18 protein-coding genes are annotated in these 18,183 nt (G+C 43.2%); 8 read left to right on the forward strand and 10 right to left on the reverse strand.

What is annotated here, in order from left to right:
• Positions 1-28 precede the first annotated feature (28 nt).
• On the reverse strand, positions 29-1,075 hold the full coding sequence (locus AC59JT_RS10230; RefSeq protein WP_497398402.1) for an outer membrane beta-barrel protein: 1,047 nt from the start codon (positions 1,073-1,075) through the stop codon (positions 29-31).
• Positions 1,076-1,662: 587 nt separating this feature from the next.
• Here AC59JT_RS10230 and AC59JT_RS10235 point away from each other — a divergent pair.
• A complete protein-coding gene (locus AC59JT_RS10235; RefSeq protein ID WP_497398404.1) occupies positions 1,663-3,834 on the forward strand; it encodes a glutamine synthetase III family protein in 2,172 nt (723 codons plus the stop codon).
• Between the two features lie 78 nt (positions 3,835-3,912).
• Here AC59JT_RS10235 and xerD read toward each other — a convergent pair whose 3' ends face one another.
• Positions 3,913-4,812 carry a site-specific tyrosine recombinase XerD gene (xerD, locus tag AC59JT_RS10240; protein WP_497398406.1) on the reverse strand — a complete coding sequence of 300 codons (900 nt, stop codon included), beginning with the start codon at positions 4,810-4,812 and terminating at the stop codon, positions 3,913-3,915.
• A gap of 40 nt (positions 4,813-4,852) precedes the next feature.
• Between xerD and aroQ the strand changes: the two genes are divergently transcribed.
• Together aroQ and AC59JT_RS10250 are read left to right on the forward strand one after the other, a co-directional pair.
• Entirely contained in the window at positions 4,853-5,272 is a 420-nt protein-coding gene (gene aroQ, locus AC59JT_RS10245) for a type II 3-dehydroquinate dehydratase (protein WP_497398408.1), read from the forward strand.
• A gap of 90 nt (positions 5,273-5,362) precedes the next feature.
• Positions 5,363-7,885, forward strand: a complete 2,523-nt coding sequence (locus AC59JT_RS10250) for a mechanosensitive ion channel domain-containing protein (protein ID WP_497398410.1) — start codon at positions 5,363-5,365, stop codon at positions 7,883-7,885.
• Here the strand turns inward: AC59JT_RS10250 and AC59JT_RS10255 are convergent.
• Positions 7,848-8,897: a glycosyltransferase family 2 protein gene (locus tag AC59JT_RS10255; RefSeq protein WP_497398412.1), complete on the reverse strand. Its 1,050-nt coding sequence runs from the start codon at positions 8,895-8,897 to the stop codon at positions 7,848-7,850. The genes AC59JT_RS10250 and AC59JT_RS10255 overlap by 38 nt on opposite strands.
• A complete protein-coding gene (locus AC59JT_RS10260) occupies positions 8,898-9,776 on the reverse strand; it encodes a lysophospholipid acyltransferase family protein (protein ID WP_497398414.1) in 879 nt (292 codons plus the stop codon).
• 36 nt (positions 9,777-9,812) lie between these two features.
• Between AC59JT_RS10260 and AC59JT_RS10265 the strand changes: the two genes are divergently transcribed.
• Complete coding sequence (locus AC59JT_RS10265) at positions 9,813-10,427, forward strand: WbqC family protein (protein ID WP_497398416.1); 615 nt, start codon at positions 9,813-9,815, stop codon at positions 10,425-10,427.
• Entirely contained in the window at positions 10,428-11,549 is a 1,122-nt protein-coding gene (gene corA / locus AC59JT_RS10270) for a magnesium/cobalt transporter CorA (RefSeq protein ID WP_497398417.1), read from the forward strand.
• 6 nt (positions 11,550-11,555) lie between these two features.
• Here corA and AC59JT_RS10275 read toward each other — a convergent pair whose 3' ends face one another.
• Positions 11,556-12,626: a carboxypeptidase-like regulatory domain-containing protein gene (locus AC59JT_RS10275; protein WP_497398419.1), complete on the reverse strand. Its 1,071-nt coding sequence runs from the start codon at positions 12,624-12,626 to the stop codon at positions 11,556-11,558.
• Positions 12,627-12,721: 95 nt separating this feature from the next.
• Here AC59JT_RS10275 and AC59JT_RS10280 point away from each other — a divergent pair, with 95 nt between their 5' ends.
• Complete coding sequence (locus tag AC59JT_RS10280; protein ID WP_497398421.1) at positions 12,722-13,309, forward strand: YdeI/OmpD-associated family protein; 588 nt, start codon at positions 12,722-12,724, stop codon at positions 13,307-13,309.
• 2 nt (positions 13,310-13,311) lie between these two features.
• Here the strand turns inward: AC59JT_RS10280 and AC59JT_RS10285 are convergent, their stop codons facing one another.
• A complete protein-coding gene (locus AC59JT_RS10285) occupies positions 13,312-13,557 on the reverse strand; it encodes a DUF3820 family protein (protein WP_497398423.1) in 246 nt (81 codons plus the stop codon).
• 104 nt (positions 13,558-13,661) lie between these two features.
• Between AC59JT_RS10285 and AC59JT_RS10290 the strand changes: the two genes are divergently transcribed.
• Together AC59JT_RS10290 and AC59JT_RS10295 are read left to right on the forward strand one after the other, a co-directional pair.
• Positions 13,662-13,901 carry a hypothetical protein gene (locus AC59JT_RS10290; RefSeq protein ID WP_497398425.1) on the forward strand — a complete coding sequence of 80 codons (240 nt, stop codon included), beginning with the start codon at positions 13,662-13,664 and terminating at the stop codon, positions 13,899-13,901.
• A gap of 16 nt (positions 13,902-13,917) precedes the next feature.
• On the forward strand, positions 13,918-14,868 hold the full coding sequence (locus AC59JT_RS10295; RefSeq protein ID WP_497398427.1) for an aldo/keto reductase: 951 nt from the start codon (positions 13,918-13,920) through the stop codon (positions 14,866-14,868).
• Between the two features lie 118 nt (positions 14,869-14,986).
• Here AC59JT_RS10295 and AC59JT_RS10300 read toward each other — a convergent pair whose 3' ends face one another.
• The 4 genes from AC59JT_RS10300 to AC59JT_RS10315 form a co-directional block, all read right to left on the reverse strand.
• Positions 14,987-15,706 (reverse strand): hypothetical protein, encoded by a 720-nt coding sequence (locus tag AC59JT_RS10300; RefSeq protein ID WP_497398429.1) that lies wholly within the window; start codon positions 15,704-15,706, stop codon positions 14,987-14,989.
• 179 nt (positions 15,707-15,885) lie between these two features.
• The gene (locus AC59JT_RS10305; protein WP_497398431.1) at positions 15,886-16,404 is read right to left on the reverse strand and encodes a tetratricopeptide repeat protein; all 519 of its coding nucleotides are present in this window, start codon (positions 16,402-16,404) and stop codon (positions 15,886-15,888) included.
• Positions 16,405-16,648: 244 nt separating this feature from the next.
• Entirely contained in the window at positions 16,649-16,894 is a 246-nt protein-coding gene (locus AC59JT_RS10310; RefSeq protein WP_497398433.1) for a hypothetical protein, read from the reverse strand.
• Positions 16,895-17,385: 491 nt separating this feature from the next.
• Positions 17,386-18,144 (reverse strand): ABC transporter ATP-binding protein, encoded by a 759-nt coding sequence (locus tag AC59JT_RS10315; protein ID WP_497398434.1) that lies wholly within the window; start codon positions 18,142-18,144, stop codon positions 17,386-17,388.
• Positions 18,145-18,183 lie beyond the last annotated feature (39 nt).

Below are 18,183 nucleotides of genomic sequence, written 5' to 3' on the forward strand. Positions count from 1 at the left end.
CAATCACAATATATTATTTACCTAAAATTTAGAATGCGTAAACAGCAGCTAAAGATACCTGGGTAGCTTGTTTAGTTGCAGCACCTTTGCTATCGGTAAAGGTAGCATTGGTTGAATTGTTGTCTAACCTAACCTCAGGCATGATAGTAAGCGGACCTGATTTGATGTTAGCTGTTAAAGTAAAAGCAGCAACTGATGAACCTGCAGCCGGACCGAATGACTGGTAAGTACCTGCCTTGTTCTTGAAATACTCAGCACGTAAACCTAAAGTTACGTCGGTAGCAACACCAACTTGCGGATATAAAGCTACACCTGTGTAGCCACCGCTGCCTGCACCTGAAGTAGCTTTGTAATCAGCCGCGTTCAAACCAATTTTAAACATGTCATTTACTTGATATGATGTGGTTAGGTCTAAAACAGTACCTGAGGTTATAGTCTCATTGTCGCCATGTAAAACATTAAAGTAAGCATTCCAGCCTTCAACAGGTGATATGAATAATTGCGCACCAATTGTATTTACACGTTTTACTGCGGTGTAAACATTCCACTGGTCGTTAAACGCACCAACCATCAAGCTCGCTTTTGGCGAAAAGCTGTAAGTGGCTTTTAAACCGGCATTTTGGAACGGACCGTTAGTGAACATGTACGAAGTTGAGTAGTTAAAGTTACCAACCGGACTAATTACTTCATAACCAACAAATGTACCCATATAACCCATAGTGAAGTTCAATTTATCAGTTGCATCAAATGATGCATATAAGTTTTGAATGTGGTATGAATCGCCGTTTCCACTTGGCAACAATGATTGCTCCTGACCACGCGGACCGAAAGAGATCTCGCCTACGAAAGCCACTTTACCAACTTTCTTTTTCAGGGCAATATCAACCATACCGATTGAAACTGAGTTGTAATCGCTGGCAAAGCTGGTTGGGATGTTGTTATGGCCTGAAAAGTCATACTTGTAATACGTGTCAACCGAACCGCTTATCGTTAAAGGCGGATCAGCCGGCTTATCCTGTGCTTTAACAGTAACGGCACCCAATGTGATCAATGATAATAGTAAGATTTTTTTCATGATGATTAATTGATAAGTGTTTGATTTAATTGTTAGTGATTAATTTTTAGCTATAATGATCAGTTAATAGTTCTTTTTTAGTGTTTCAGTCTGTATTAAAATATACTTTCTTAAAAATTAGTCGATTATTTTATATCATTTGATAATTAAAATCGCCTTTCATTAATATTTTCATAAAATTAGAGATGTTTTAATTTAAAAACAAGACATAAATTAAAAAAACATCAAAAAACATGTAATTTTTATTAAAAATATAAATTCATACTGTTTTATAATTGAAAAATTGAGTAATTTTTAATTTCAAAACGACACAAAATATAATTTAAGCAATTTTTAAAGTATGAAAACATCGAATTTTAGACATATAAAATCAAAAAAGACTAAAAATTTCTTCCCATAACTATGATTTTCATCATAAAAATCATTGCAAACTTTAAAATCCTTGAAAATTTTAAAAATGAAGGGTGATTTTCTATTACAATTTAAAAAAATCAACAAAAACCCAAATCGGTCATATTTCCTGCTTTTTTTGGCCGATATTTTAAACTATAATTCTATTTTTGGCTAAAACCATTAATAAAGCAACCATGCCTAACATTAGATTTCAGGCCCTACAGGCTGTATTGAACAGAACTATACCGGAAGTAAAGGCCCCGTCACAAAAAATCTCTGATTTTTATGGAGCCAACGTTTTCGACATTAAGAAAATGAAAGAATACCTGTCTAAGGAAGCTTACCAGGGTATTGTTAATTCGGTAGAGAAGGGCGAACCTATTCCCCGCGATATGGCTGAACAGGTAGCAACTGCTATGAAATCATGGGCTATGGCCAAAGGCGCTACGCACTACACGCACTGGTTTCAGCCATTAACGGGCACTACTGCCGAAAAACACGACGCGTTTTTTGAGCCGGGACCGGATGGCACCGCCATTGAAGTATTTTCGGGCGATGCATTGGCCCAACAGGAGCCTGACGCGTCGAGCTTCCCGAGCGGTGGTATACGTAATACTTTTGAGGCCCGTGGCTATACCGCCTGGGATCCTTCGTCACCGGCATTCCTGATGGCGCGTACGTTGTGTATCCCTACCGTATTCGTATCATACACCGGCGAGGCGCTGGATTATAAAGTACCGTTATTAAAAGCCGTTAGTATACTTGATAAAGCCGCTGTTGACGTTTGCCACTATTTTGATAAAAGCATTGAAAAAGTAAATGCTTCATTAGGTATTGAGCAAGAATACTTTTTGGTTGACCGTGCCTTATTCAATGCACGCCCCGATCTGCACCTTACCGGTCGCGCGTTGTTTGGCCACATGAGTGCTAAGAACCAGCAATTGGAAGATCATTACTTTGGTTCGATACCTGAACGCGTATACGCCTTTATGCAGGATATGGAAACCGAGGCCTTATTATTAGGTATACCTTTAAAAACCCGCCATAATGAGGTTGCGCCTTCACAATTCGAGTGCGCGCCTATTTATGAAGAGATAAACCTGGCTATTGACCATAACCAGCTATTAATGGACCTAATGGACCGTGTGGCTAAGCGCCATAACTTTAAAGTGTTGTTGCACGAGAAACCTTATGCGGGTATTAACGGCTCTGGCAAGCACAATAACTGGTCGATGATCACCAATACAGGTAAGAATCTGTTATCGCCGGGCAAAACGCCTAAGAATAACCTGATGTTTTTAACCTTCTTTGTAAATACCATCAAAGCGGTTTATGAACATGCCGATCTGTTGCGCGCGTCTATCGCGTCGGTAAACAATGATCACCGTTTGGGCGCTAATGAGGCGCCACCGGCTATTATTTCGATATTCCTGGGCAGCCAGTTAAGCGATCTGTTGGATGAGATAGAAACATCGCGCATCAGCAAAAAAATAAAGGACGATTCATTATTATGGCAAGGCATCCCTAAAATACCACAAATATTAAAGGACAATACCGACCGTAACCGCACCTCGCCTTTTGCCTTTACGGGTAATAAGTTTGAGCTACGTGCCGTGGGTTCATCAGCCAATTCGGCCAGCCCGATGACAATTTTAAATTTGATCGTGGCCGATCAGCTTAAAAAATTCAAGTACGATGTAGATAAACTATTAAAGAAAGGCGAAAAGAAAGACGTTGCCTTATTAATGGTTATAAAAAAATACATCAAGGAATCAAAAAGCATCCGTTTTGAAGGCAATGGTTATAGCGAGGAGTGGGAAAAAGAAGCCGAACGCCGCGGCCTGTCAAACTTTAAAACTACGCCAAAGGCTTTGGATGCGATGATCTCTGAAAAATCAGAGATCCTGTTTGCCGAAACTAATCTATTCAGTAAACGTGAGGCACATGCCCGCCACGAAATTTTGCTGGATAGTTTCTATAAGAAATTACAGATAGAGGCCCGTGTAATTGGCGAACTGGCTAACAACATTATCATCCCGGCGGCTATTGATTACCAAAGCAAATTGGCAACCAACGCCCGCGATTTGAAAGAATTAGGTTTAGACGCTTCGACCTACCAGGTACAGCTTGACCTGATCAAGCAGATTGCAGAGCACGTTAACATCGTAAAATCAAACGTTGACCAAATGATCAACGAGCGTAAAAAAGCGAATGCGATTGATGATCTGCGCGATAAAGCCATCGCTTATGACGAGAATGTGAAAAGTTTCTTCCACACCATACGCTACCACGTTGATAAACTGGAGCAACTGGTTGACGATTCGTTATGGCCGCTGCCGAAATTCAGAGAGTTACTATTTATATAATTCGGACGCTAATTTTTTGAATTGGTTCGAATTTCACGAAATGAGGAAGCCCCGCTTGTGCGGGGCTTTTTTATACTTTTAATTTCGTGGGTGAAACTGGATGATTGTTCCTTTAAGATATTCCCTATCCAAATGCGTATAGATCTCGGTGGTAGTAATACTTTCGTGGCCGAGCATTTCCTGTACGGCACGTAAGTCGGCCCCGCCTTCTACCAAATGGGTAGCAAAGGAATGGCGTAAGGTATGCGGGCTAACTGTCTTTTTTAATCCAACTGTAGCCACCAGGTCTTTTATCAATAAGAAAATATATACCCTGGTTAATCTACTACCGCGACGATTTAAAAACACGTAATCCTCCTCGCCTTTTTTTATTGGTACGTGTACCCTCACCTGTTCTATCCATATCTGCAACGCTTTAATGGCTGATGTGCCGATGGGCACCAGGCGTTCTTTATTTCCTTTACCTGTAACCTTTATAAATTCAATATCAAGGTATAGGTTGGATAGTTTGAGGTCGGTTAGTTCGGATACGCGCAGTCCGCAGCCATATAAAACTTCGATGATGGCTTTATTGCGCGGGCCTTCAGGTTTTGACAGATCGATAGCGGCTATCATTTTTTCTATATCGTCGTAACTCAGTGTATCCGGTAGTTTGCGGGCAATTTTGGGCGACTCTAACAGTTCCGACGGATCGGCAGTTATCAGGTCTTCCATCAACATGTATTTATAAAACGCTTTAATCCCCGACAGGATACGCGCCTGCGATGACGGGATCATACCCAGTTCGGCCACGAAAGTGATGAAACGGCGCAGATCTGCCAGCTTAACCTTATCGGGGCGCAATGGTGCTTCAAGCGTTTCGCTGTATTGATACAGCTTTTCAATATCGCGTGTATACGCTTCTATAGAGTTTGGCGACAGCGATTTCTCGAGTTTTAAATATGCCTGGAAACCTTTTATTGCCGATAGCCAATCCAATTGATTTTAGTTTTAATGATTTATACTTAAGTTTGATGGAATGAATATACTAATTATGAACGGCCCAAATTTAAACTTATTGGGCGTACGCGAAAAGTCAATTTATGGTGATAACAGTTTCGAAACTTATTTAGAAGGTTTAAAGGCGCGCTATCCGCAGGTTAATATCAGCTACTACCAAAGCAATGTAGAAGGCGAACTGATCAATAAACTGCATGAAGTCGGTTTCAGTATTGATGGCATTATATTAAACGCCGGTGCTTATACGCATACTTCGGTTGCTATTGCTGATGCTATCGCGGCTATTACCAGTCCGGTGGTCGAGGTGCATATATCAAACGTTCATAAACGCGAAACTTTCCGTCATCATAGCTATATATCGGCCAATGCGAAAGGTATTATTGTAGGCTTTGGTATGGATGGCTACCGTTTGGCTGTTGAAAGTTTACTGGCCAAGTAAAACATATCTGCCTAAAAATTGTCAATGACCAGGATTTAATGATTTCAAGGGTTATCCTAAAATCCTTAAGTCCTAAAAATCATAGTCTTTATGCCCAACCTGTTCAAAATACCCGCTTTATTGTTTTTTGCATTGCTGGTATTGGCACATCCTGCCGGGGCACAAACAAAAAAGAAAAAATATCGCACCAAGCAGGATTCCCTGCGCGCGGCCATACATAGCCGCGATTCGCTACTGCACGGTTACAAAAAGGTAGATACTTCCATCAATGGCGTCCTCAAAAAAATTGAAGATTATAACCTGGCGCTTAATGATGTTAAAAGCAATTTAAGCCGTGGCATCGATACCGTTGAGCTGGGCGAACTATTGCCAAAACTAGAGGGTAGACTAAGCACCATCCGTGGGCTCATCAATAACGACCGCTCGGGTACCTTGCGTTATTTGTATGCCATCCGGGGTTTCCTGAACCGGATAAACGAACAACTGGACGTTAACCAGGATCAACTCAAAGAAATAAACGAGCGCCTGGTACAAAACCAAAACGAGCTGGAAGCCCTGGCCAAAGATCGTTCCATTAATATTTTACCAACTGATAGTATACTGCGCGAAACCTTCCTGATACAGAAGGAAGCGCTGTACCTGAAATGGGAAAGCCTCGACTCTACCAATAAAAAACTTATCCTTAAAATTGGCCACCTGCAAAACCGCATTACCGCGGTTTATATTGCCATACTGGATGAAACCGACCGCATTAACCTTAAAATAAAAGATTTCAGCATACGCGCGTTTACAGGCGAATATGATAAGATCTGGAAAATGCGCCCCGAACCTAAGGGCAGCTTTAGCGAGGCATGGAGCAAAACCGTCACCATGAACCAGCGCCTGTTCAACTTCTTTATCGGGCGCGATGTGTTAATACACCTGGCCGGCGTTATCCTGTTCACCTTGTTTTTTATGTGGATATTCACCAATCGACGTAAAATAACGCGTCTTAAAGAAATACCCGACAGCGTGCTTAACCAAACCCGCTACGTGGTAAAACATCCGGTGCTTTCTACCTTTATTGTAGCCTTCGTGGTGATACCTAATTTTTACGATCATCCGCCTATTGTTTTCCTCGAAGCTTTTTTCCTGGTATTAATGGTAGCTGTACTTTGGCTGGCGCGATATGTTTGCATACCGCCGGTGTTTAACTATCTGCACCAGCTATTTTGGATAACCGTATTATACAGCATCAGCAACCTGTTTATACAAGTATCCGATGTCGACAGGATCGCTATTCTTATACTCGCTGCCGTAGCAGTTGCGCTGAGCATCCGTTTTTTACGCCGCGTGGGCGAAGTGATCGATGGCCTGCCTCCTTTTACACGTATTGTAGTACGCATATTTATTGTATTGCAAGGACTATCGTTTGTTTGCAATGTATTTGGCAGATTCAGCCTCGCTAAAATATTCGGCGTAACGGCTGTGTATAATCTTTGGCTGGCACTGGCATTGCATTTTGTGGTACAGATCATCATGGAAGGCTTGTTTTTACAACTGGAAGCCAACAAAAGCAAAAACAGCTTTGCATCGTACATTGATTTTAAATTACTGCGCGATAAGTTTCGGAATATATTAAACGTAATAGCCGTAATACTATGGCTAATCATGCTGAGCCAGAACCTGGATATTGAGGATGCAGCTTATAAATACATCAGCGAGTTTTTGAGCAATACGCACCAGATAGGTTCTACCGGCACCTCGTTCACCTTTCAAAGTATTATTGTTTTTGTGGTGGTGTTATGGCTATCAACCATCGCGTCAAAAATCATCAGCTACTTATATGAAGTGGCCGGCAAGCAGGATTTTGATCTTTATCAAAAAAAGAACCGCACCTCTACTCTACTTATCCGTATAGGCATCATCAGCATAGGCTTTTTACTGGCTGTGGCGGCTTCCAATTTCCCGCTGGACAAGTTGACGATAATTATCTCTGCCTTCGGTGTGGGCATTGGTTTTGGCTTACAGAACATTGTAAACAACTTGGTATCAGGCCTAATACTGGCCTTTGAAAAACCGGTTCAGATAGGTGATATCATTGAAGTTGACGGTCGATCTGGCACTATTAAGGAGATCGGCATCCGCTCAAGCAAAATAGCTACGGCCGATGGTTCGGAAGTTATTGTGCCTAACGGCGATCTGATATCGCGCCACGTAATTAACTGGACGCTGAGCAATGATAACCGCCGCGTAGAATTGATCATTAACGTAGCCTATGGCTCGGATATTGAAAAAGTACAGGGTTTGTTGAAAGAGATATTGCTAAAGCGTGAGGATATCATGAACGACCCGGCACCTTTGGTGTTTCTGTATCTGCTTAATCAAAGCTCGGTGGATTTCAGGTTGTTATTTTGGGCTGATGATATTACCCACTGGCAGGAATTGAAGAGCCATGTGTTAACAGATATTTACAATACCTTTAGTCGCGAGGGTATTGAAATACCTTTCCAGCAGCGCGATGTGCATTTGCATTTACCCAGCGATGAGCAATTGGGGATTAACCTTTCCCGCCAGGAAAAAAAGCCTGATGAGTCTACTCAAACTTCGACTGATCAAGACTTGAAAAAGTAGTACGCTTTTTCACAAAAAAGTCCCACACAATGCTGCGGTAATACATACCTGTAAGCTTTTTGGCGTAGGTCATTTTCATGGTTTTGTATTTGAGGGAAGTTGGTGTTTCCTTTTTAAATATATGGCGGATAAAGTTTTGATGCGCGCGGCTAACGGCCCAGGCATCTTTACGCTTACCCTCGCTTAAAAAGCGCGCCAGCGCCAACAGATCCAATATATAACGGAAGATGATAACGCCTACCGATCGCCAAAACGGCAAATTCTTTTTCAACAGCAACAGGTTGTTACGAAAGTTCAAATACGTTTTAAATGGATTCTCGGTATTTAAGGTGCCGCCGCCTAAGTGATAAACTACCGACTCGGCACAGTACATAACCTTGTAACCACGGTTCTTTAAGCGCCAGCAAAGATCGATCTCTTCCATATGCGCAAAAAAGCGATCGTCAAAACCGCCGGCTTCTTCCCAGCAATGCTTTTTAATGAACATAGCCGCGCCCGATGCCCAGAATACTTCCTTCGACTCGTTGTATTGCCCCTTATCCTCTTCTATTTCGTAAAACATGCGGCCCTGGCAAAACGGGTAACCAAAACGATCTATCAATCCGCCCGCGGCACCGGCATGCTCAAAATGATCTTTCTGATTATAAGCCATAATTTTTGGCGCTGCCACGGCAATCAGCGGGTCGCTTTCCATCAGGTTAATAACCGGTTGTATCCAGCCGGGTTGAACTTCTACGTCCGAGTTTAGTAAGATGAAATAATCGGCCTCTACCTGCTCTAACACACGATTATAACCGCCTGTAAAGCCGTAATTCTGGCCTGTTTCTATAATGGTGATGCCTGGGTATTCCCGGCGGATAAAATCAACAGAGGCGTCGGTAGAGCCGTTGTCGCCCACCACAATCTCAAGATTGGGATAAACTGATGATAGTACCGAGGGCAGATACTGGCGCAGGTGCTCAATACCGTTCCAGTTTAATATAACAATGGCTACTTTAGGCGTATTACTCATTTATTTATTTCTATCCTCCGGCTTAAACTTCCACCTGCGGTGCGACCATAGCCAATATTCGGGTTTTGCTTTTATTATTTCGTTAAGGTACTTCACGTGCGCTTCGGTTATTTCGTGCGGCTGCGCTTCCCTGGCATTCTCCACCAAAGGTACAATCTCGTACGTATAATGCCCACGTTTAACCTTCTTCATATCATAAAAAATCACCACCGAATCTATGAGCTTGGCAATCTTCTCAATGCCTAAAAAAACGGCTGTGGGCTGGTTTAAAAATTCGGTAAAGTAATTAGCTTCCTCGCGCACGGGGGTTTGGTCGCCGGCAAAAACGGTTACGGTCAACTCATTTTTATTGGCCACCATAGTGCGTAGGGTTTGCTTCATAGCCACAGCTATGCCGCCAAATTTAGAGCGCACTTTAATAAAAAATTCGTCGAACACCTCGTTGGCCAAGGGTTTGTAAATAACAAACAGCGGGTTATCAATGCTAAACTCCATACCGGCCCATTCCCAGTTGCAATAGTGGCCGGCCACAGCGGTTATGCTTTTGCCTTTATCAAAATAATGCTGTACAATTTCGGGATTAAGGGCTACTACGCGGCGCTGCATTTCTTCTTTTGAAATGCTGATCATTTTGATGGCTTCCACCAGCAGATCGGCCAGGTGTTTGTAGTATTTACGTTCAATGTCGTCGCGCTCGGCTTGTGTTTTTTCGGGGAGGGCGTTGGCCAGGTTTTCCTTTACCACCGCGCGGCGGTAGCCAGTTACATGATACAAGATCACGTATAAAACATCAGATACAAGGTATAAAAACCAAAAGGGCAGCAACGACATCAGGTACAAAAAGAAGATACCTAACCTTGAAAGCCCTTTTTTTATCATTATTTTCGTCGAGTTTTATCTGCAAACATAAAATATATGATTGAAAAAGGTGCTGTACTGCCAATGTTTTATCTTCCGCCGGTGGCTTATTTCTCACAACTAAATAATTATAAGCCTGATATACTGTTTGAAAGCGAAGAACACTTCCCAAAACAAACATACCGCAACCGGGCCAATATCTATTCGCCCGACGGTATGTTAAGCTTAGTGGTACCGGTGGTAAAAGGCTCAAAAGTGCATACCAAAAGCAAGGATGTAAAGATAAGCTATGATTTTAGGTGGCAGCGCGCGCATTGGATGAGTTTAGAGTCATGCTATCGCCGCTCGGCTTATTTTGAGTATTATGAGGATGATTTTAAACCGTTTTATGAAAAGCATTTTGAATACTTGTTTGACTATAATGAACAATTGTTGCAGCTATTGCTTAAGTGCATAAAAATACAAACGCCCCTGCAACATACCGAAACCTACGAAGCTACCTACCCGGCCAGCGTAGCCGACCTGCGCCATGCCATGAGTTCGAAAAAAGAAATTAATTACGAACAAAAGCCGTATTTTCAGGTATTTGAGGATAGACAGGGCTTTTTAAAAAACCTGAGTATTGTGGATCTGTTGTTTAACCAGGGCCCACAAACTATAAACTATTTGTAAATGAAACACGGCATTAAAAAAGTAGCCTACAAAGCTATAAAACGCAACGTGGGCGAGCGCCCCGGCACCATCAATATTGATGAGGCAGCGTTGAAGCCTATTATTAAGGTTTACTCATATAATGCCGATGAGTTGATAACTTCTGAAGGGAAGGATATTAAAGTTGCTATAAAACAACTTAAAAGCTGCACCAAGCATACCCACTGGATACAGGTACAGGGCCTGGGCGACGCGCAATTGTTTAACGATATAGGTACGCATTTAAATGTAAGCCCCTTGGTGTTAGAGGATATTGTAAACACCCACCAACGCCCCAAGTATGATGATTACGATGAATATGCCTTCGCGGTAAGCCGAATAATACGCTTTAATGACGAAAAGGAATTGATCAACTGCCAGTTTTCGGCGCTGATCAAAGATGATATGATCATCAGCTTTGAGGAAACGCATGATGATTATTTTGATGCAGTAAAGGCCCGGTTGGCCAGCGGGAAAGGTATCATCCGTACCGCGGGCCCGAGCTATATGCTCTACGCGCTGAGCGATACCGTGCTCGACCATTATTTTATTATGCTGGCGCAGATAGGTGAAACGTTAGATGCTGTGGAGGATCGGCTTTACGCCCACGCCGATAAAACCATTATGTACGATACCCAGCAACTTAAACGCAGTTTTATTATTCTGCGCCGTGCTATATGGCCGGAGCGGGATAAGATAAACGAGATGTTACGGGCTGATAACGGATTGATAAAAGCCGAAGTTAAACCCTTCCTGCGCGATGCCTATGACCATTGCGTGCAGATAATGGACCTGCTGGAGAATTACAAGGAGATCACCTCCTCTATCATAGATCTTTACCTAAGCATGGTTAGCAACCGCATGAACGAGATCATGAAGGTACTCACCATTATATCGGCCATATTCATCCCACTAACCTTCATAGCCGGTATTTACGGCATGAACTTCGCCAAAGTTGACCCCGTTACCAACAGGGTAATGCCCGATAATATGCCCGAATTGTACTCGCCCAATGGCTATATTTATGCGTTGATAGGTATGGGCATTATTGGCTTTATCCAGATCATTATTTTCTGGAAAAAGGGTTGGTTCACTAAGCTTTGATTGTCTTTACTTTTTCTGCGGAGTGTAAATGTATTCTATCGGTAATTGGTCGCCAATGCGTCGGCTGCCCCAGTAGCCTTGCAATAGCAGGCTACGCGAATTGGTAAAACTACCGCGTTTATCAATATCGGCATCTATGGCAAACATGGAACCCATATCGGCCAGGTCAATGGTAATATTCTCGCGGTCTGATAACTTGTCCTCTTTGGCGGCTTTCTTTTTATTATACTCTACATACAGGCGCTGCTTGTAGGAGAAATTCACAAAATTACTGTCCAGCCTTTTTATCAATTGCAGCGGGTAAACAGGGTTGGGTTTTATCATGATAGGTAAAGCCGGACTAACAATTACATAAGTTAAAAAACCTTGCTCGCGACTGGTATTATCATAAATACCACGCAGGTATTGCATAAACGAACCCTCATAAGCCTTGGCCCTGTTGGCCTCCCATACTTGTTGTTGTTTCGGGGTACCGGTCATGGGTACAAATACCGATTCGCCGTCGTAATAAGTTCTGTCCATCGCATTATCATATTGAAAAGTGCGCAGCAGGTACTTTACGGTATAGCCCAGGTTTTTATTCTCTATTTCTAAAAAATCATCGGTAGTAGCGGTAAGCAGGGTCTTTGTGGTGGCAAAATCTATAATATCAGGATTTTTAATCACGCAAGCCTTAGCATTGGGCGAATCCCCCATAAAATAACGAAGGAAAGTTTTCAGGTATTCCGATTTCTTCGCGCCCGATCCGATAGTTACCTGGTCTAAAGCAATAGCTTTCTCGGCAAGTACTATATTAAGCGATGCTGAGCCATCCTTTACAATAACATTTTGCTTGACCGAAGCATAACCCAGCATATTCACCACAACCTGGTAAGTGCCGGGCGCTATGCCATTAAACTCAAACTCGCCGCTGGCAGTGGTAGCGGTCGCCTTTTGCGACCCGGCAATAAACACAGTGGCCGATTGCAGCCTTTCGCCTTTGGTATTTTTAACAATACCGCCTATGCTGTAGCTTCCCTGCGCGTTGGCGTTAAGCCCAAATAGTACGATAAAAGCGAGTAAGAATATATGTTTCATGATTCGGTTTTGATTTGAGACTGTGATAAGCCCGCCGGGTTTAAATATGGCGATTCTTCATCATGTAAAAAATAAATTACATACTTTTAATTGCGATGGCCCAGTTTAAAAAAGATGTTGAAACGTTTTACGCCACCAGCCGTGCGGCCTGGCGCGAATGGCTGCAGCAAAATCATGATAAAGAGCAATCTGTTTGGTTATTACAGTATAAAAAAACATCCGGTAAACCTACACTATCCTGGAGCGACGCCGTTGATGAAGCGCTTTGCTTTGGCTGGATAGACAGCGTAAGGAGATCAGTTGATGAGGAAACTTTTGTGCAATACTTCGGCAGGCGCAAGCCTACCAGCGCATGGTCAAAGATCAACAAAGCTAAAATAGAACAATTGATAGCCGATGGCCTGATGACAGCGGCAGGCCACGCTACCATCGCGACAGCAAAACAAAACGGCAGCTGGGTTATACTGGATGAGGTGGAAGAGCTAACCATCCCCAAGGATCTGACCAAAGCCTTCAAGGCCCACAAAGGCTCGTCACAATATTTTGAAAGCCTGAGCAAATCTGTAAAGAAAATGATGCTGCATTGGATAACAACCGCCAAACGGCCGGAAACACGCGAAAAGCGGATAAATGAACTGGCAGAACTAGCCGGGCAAAAACAGCGGCCGAAACAGTTTATGTAATATTATCGCTTAGGTGTTTGATATGCCTTCCTGATCTGCACCAGCAAAGTATTCAGTCCGTTGGTTTTAATTTCGTAGGTAGTTGATAGCAGCATACCCAGTTTTCCCGGCGGGAAGCCCTTAGCCTTAAACCACTCCAGGTAATAAGCCGGCAAATCGCAGATCAATACTCCCTGGTGCTTCCCGAAAGGCATTTTGGTATTCACAATATCTATCAGTACCTGTACATCCGGCGTTACCTGCTCCATAGCGGTAAATATAATATATTCCTTACGTAAACATGACCGAGGCCGCAAACAGAAACACCTTACAAGCGTTTATCTTTATACAATATTATATATAGATCTATCTTATGGAAGCACAATTCACCGCACAGTTAACAGGCTCGGATGGCACTGTTAGCGGCATCGTAAAACACATAACCCATGGCGGCTATCGCAACGCCTATCAATTCACTTCTATTGACGACACCCTGCACCTGGTGATCACTAAAGAAGCCGACGGCATCTGGAAACGCATTGACGGTACAGAACCCTACCTATCGGGCTGGGTTGATGAATTGGCCGAACAGGTTGACAAAGTTCACGCCTAAGCGCTATTTTTAAAATATGGAAAAAAGAGAACTTGGCCGATCGGGCATTGTGGTAAGGCCGTTCGCCTTTGGCAGCAATGTTTTTGGATGGACAGCAAACGAGCAGGAATCATTCGCCCTGCTGGATGCTTTTGTTGATAGCGGGCTTGACCTGGTTGATACTGCCGATGTATACTCCAAATGGGTACCCGGCAATACCGGCGGCGAATCGGAAACCATTATAGGCAACTGGCTCAAAAAAAGCGGCAAGCGCGAAAAGATCACTCTGGCTACCAAGGTAGGTAAGCCCATGGGCGAAGATAAAAAAGGGCTATCAAAGGCCTATATCACCCAGGCTGTTGAAGCATCGTTAAAGCGCCTGCAGACCGATTATATCGACCTCTACCAATCACATGATGACGATAAAGGCACACCGCTGGAAGAAACCATGGCCGCTTTTACCGAACTGATTAAACAAGGCAAAGTACGCGCCATAGGCGCGTCCAACTTCACGGCCGACCGTATGCGCATGGCCGAACAGGTAAGCCACATCAATAACTTTGCCCGTTACGAAACCTTGCAACCCGAGTATAACCTGTACGACCGTGAAGGCTACGAAAAAGAGCTGGAACTATTTTGCACAGAAAACCATGTAGGCGTAATAACCTATTACTCGCTGGCCAGCGGTTTCCTCACCGGCAAATACCGCAGCGAGGATGACCTGAAGAAAAGTGCACGCGGCGGCGGCGTTAAAAAATACCTGGACGACCGTGGCTATCGTATTTTAGCCGCGTTAGATGAAGTTGCCGCGCAATACAAAAGCACACCGGCTGCCGTTGCCGTAGCCTGGGTAATTGCCCGCCCCGGTATTACCGCACCTATAGCCAGTGCAACATCAGTTGAGCAGCTTAAACAAATAACACAGGCTGTTGATTTAAATTTGGATAAAGAAACGGTGGAGATGCTGAATAAGGCAAGTGAATATTAAAAATATAAACGTTAGTCATCCTTAACTACGCTTAGGATGACAGCTTATTTCCTCATAAAACAACAAAGCCACCCAAGCGGTGGCTTTATTGCATAATATATGATGGGGGAAATTGCGCTTATCTGCCGCGGCCGAATGAACCCGGGCCGTTGTTGCTGGCAAAACGGGTTTCGCCAACATTGCTTCTGCCACGGTCATCACCTCTGCCGCCTCTGTTATCATCCCGGCCTTTACGGTCATCGTTGCCGCGTCCGTTGCGGTCTTGCTGCCAGTTGCGGTCGTTGTCACGGCCGTTATATCCTCTGTCCATGTGTTCGCTGCCGCGTGGGTTGTAGCCGCGGTTATCGTTACGGTTATCATTGCGGCCGTAAGCACGGTTATCAAATCTAGGTTCAGGGCGTGAGCGGTCTACCCTAACATCATAACGGCGGGCCATTTGGTTACGTTCGTAGCGTCCCCAGTCAAAAGCGGCACCTCTGTATCTTTCGCGGTATACGCGGGCATTTAAGTATGGGCGGTAAGCATGTACTTCAACCCTACGCACATTGCGCCAGTTATAGTTGCGGTAAGCACCCGGTAAATACGGGGCAGCAACCCAGGTTATGCCATCATTGTAGTAATATTCCTCGTCGGCTCTGCTATAATAAGCGTCAACCTCGGGCAAATAATAATAGTCATCCGCATAACTTACTGCGGCAACCGGTGCAGCTACTGATGCCTGAACAACCGGCCTCATGCCGCCGCCAAACTGTACACCTATTTGAAATACCTGCGCTTTTGCACTATTGATAAATAAGCCACTTAACGCTATTGCTGATAATAAAGCTATCTTTTTCATATTCATAAATTTTATACACTTATGACTATCAAAAAACAGCAGGGTTTAATCAATCGCTACAAAAATACTTTGTATATACATGCAGATGTAAAATATAATTTTAATTAATATATAATAAACAGAATTATATTTCGTTAAAAACGTTTTAGCAGAGTGCGGAAATAGCTCCCGCACCCGTTTTATGCTAATAAATAATTGTACTTTGCAAGTTGCTGTTGCTTGGCTTTTACGCGTGCAATGTTCTCTTCAATATCATCAACCTCAATTTTGTTAGTGGCATCCAATAAAGCATGCTGATAGTTTACCAGGGCGTCATCCCAGCGCTTACGCTTCTCGGCAAACAAGCCAAGCAAATCATATATCGCTGCAGTATTAACACCCGGCGTAGCTAAAGCTTGCTGGGCAACATTGTTAACCAATTTGTGCATGTTTAAAAACACAATGAGTTTAAGATAATGCACATAAACATCCGGAAACGATGGTTCAATATCAATACACAATTTAAAGTGATAACCTGCGGTTTGATAATCTTCCATATTATAATAGTATACAAGGCCAAGCTGGTAATGCGCGCGGGCGTAACCATTATCGTTTGCTACAATTTCGTTCAGTAATCGTAACGCTTTAGGGGTCTCGCCATAGCTCAATTCATCAACTGCCTGTAAATACTTCTCTTCGACAGTGTAAAAAGTGTCCATAAAAAATTATAAAAATTAGCCTCAATAAACGAGGGCCTGTATTAAAAAAATAAAAATTAATGTGTAAGCGGTACTCGCTATACGAAGTGCGGGAGAGTTAGTGCCAGGGCACGACCATCCTGCTGCGGCGCAATAGGCCCCATTTGGTGTTTGCAGTATGATCTTTTAAATAGCATTGTTATATTTTTTTACAAAGATGCAAAAAAATATAACAATGTAAAAATGAGCGGGTATTAAGCCTGCGTTAAGCAGCTTTCCTGTCAATAGCTACAACGGCTATCATAAAGTTATTTTTCAGTTCTGTTTCAGATACGGCCACGCTAAAATCATCATAGCGTACACCGTTATCTGTAGGGTAAAGCGTATATGCGCGCTTAGTAGCATCATAATCGCCCAATTCAAATATCTCGTCTTGCTTTTTGCCCTTGATCTTTGCACCACTAACCAGTTGGTACGCATCAAATATATTTTGGAAATTGTTGTTCATCATAGTGCTTTGATGAATACAAGAATGGGGCCAAAATTTTGTTTAGATGGAATGAGTGATTGAGTAAAGGATATATTCTTTGCCGCTATAGCTATAGGGCTAATAAATTATTGATTGGCGTGATAGCCTGCCGTCGTTGTTGTTGTATTGCGTGTAGAAAAAAGAAGGGTGTCACCCTGAGCCCCGTCGAAGGGTGAGCGTAAAGGCCTTTGCACTCATGCTTGGCCCCGATAGTTGATTAGTTGTGTGTGCGTGTGTACTGTCGTTAATTGTTCGTTTATAAGAATGTAATAAATGTTACTACGAAGGTTTAACAGGTAATGATTGAATAGTAAAACAGGAAAGAAACTAACCTATAATCTCTAATCACTTTTATGGCGTTGCCTTCGGCCCGTGCTATCCAGGGCTCCGCTATCGCTTCGGCCCCTCCTTCGTCGGGGCTAAACCCTTCCTATCACTAACGCAAATCCACTCTCTCACTCACTTATTACCTATCACCCAAACCATTCAAACAGGTCATTCTGCTTTAGCGCTTCTTTTCCTTTTGCATCGTGGTCTTTAATAATAGTGCCTTCGACCATTTGAATTATTCGGGAACCATAAGTATGCGCATCTTTCAGGTTATGTGTTACCAGTATAGTGGTAAGCTTAAACTGTTCAGTAAGTTGATTAGCAGTACGCATTACCACATCAGCCGAGCGTGGGTCGAGGGCGGCGGTAGGTTCATCCAACAACAGTATTTTACAATCATCCATCACACTCATCAACAAGGTAAGCGCCTGCCTTTGTCCGCCCGAAAGCGTGCCCATAGGCTGTTCTATCTTATTTTCGAGACCCATGCCCAACGTAGCTATTTTATTGCGTACCTGCTGCTTAAAAGCCTCGTTAACGCCAATAGTTAAACCCTTGTCCTTGGTGCGTATAGCCGCCAGGCGAAAGTTATCCAGTATACTTAACTCCGACGCCGTACCACTCATGGGGTTTTGAAACACGCGGGCAATCCATTTACTGCGGTCATGATCGGCCAGTTTGCTTACATCCGTATTATAAATACTGATACTACCCGAGCTTGGCAACACACTGCCCGAAATCAGGTTCAGCAACGTTGTTTTTCCCGAACCGTTTGAACCTACAATTACCACAAACTCTCCCGCGTTGATACTGAGGTTTACACCATTTACAGCATTTACCTGGTTAGGTTTGCCGGCATTAAAGGTTTTGTGGATGTTGTTTATTTGTATAGCAGCACTCATATCACCAGCCAATATAAACAAAAATAGCGATGGGTTTAA

This window comes from Mucilaginibacter sp. A3364, from assembly GCF_059690715.1.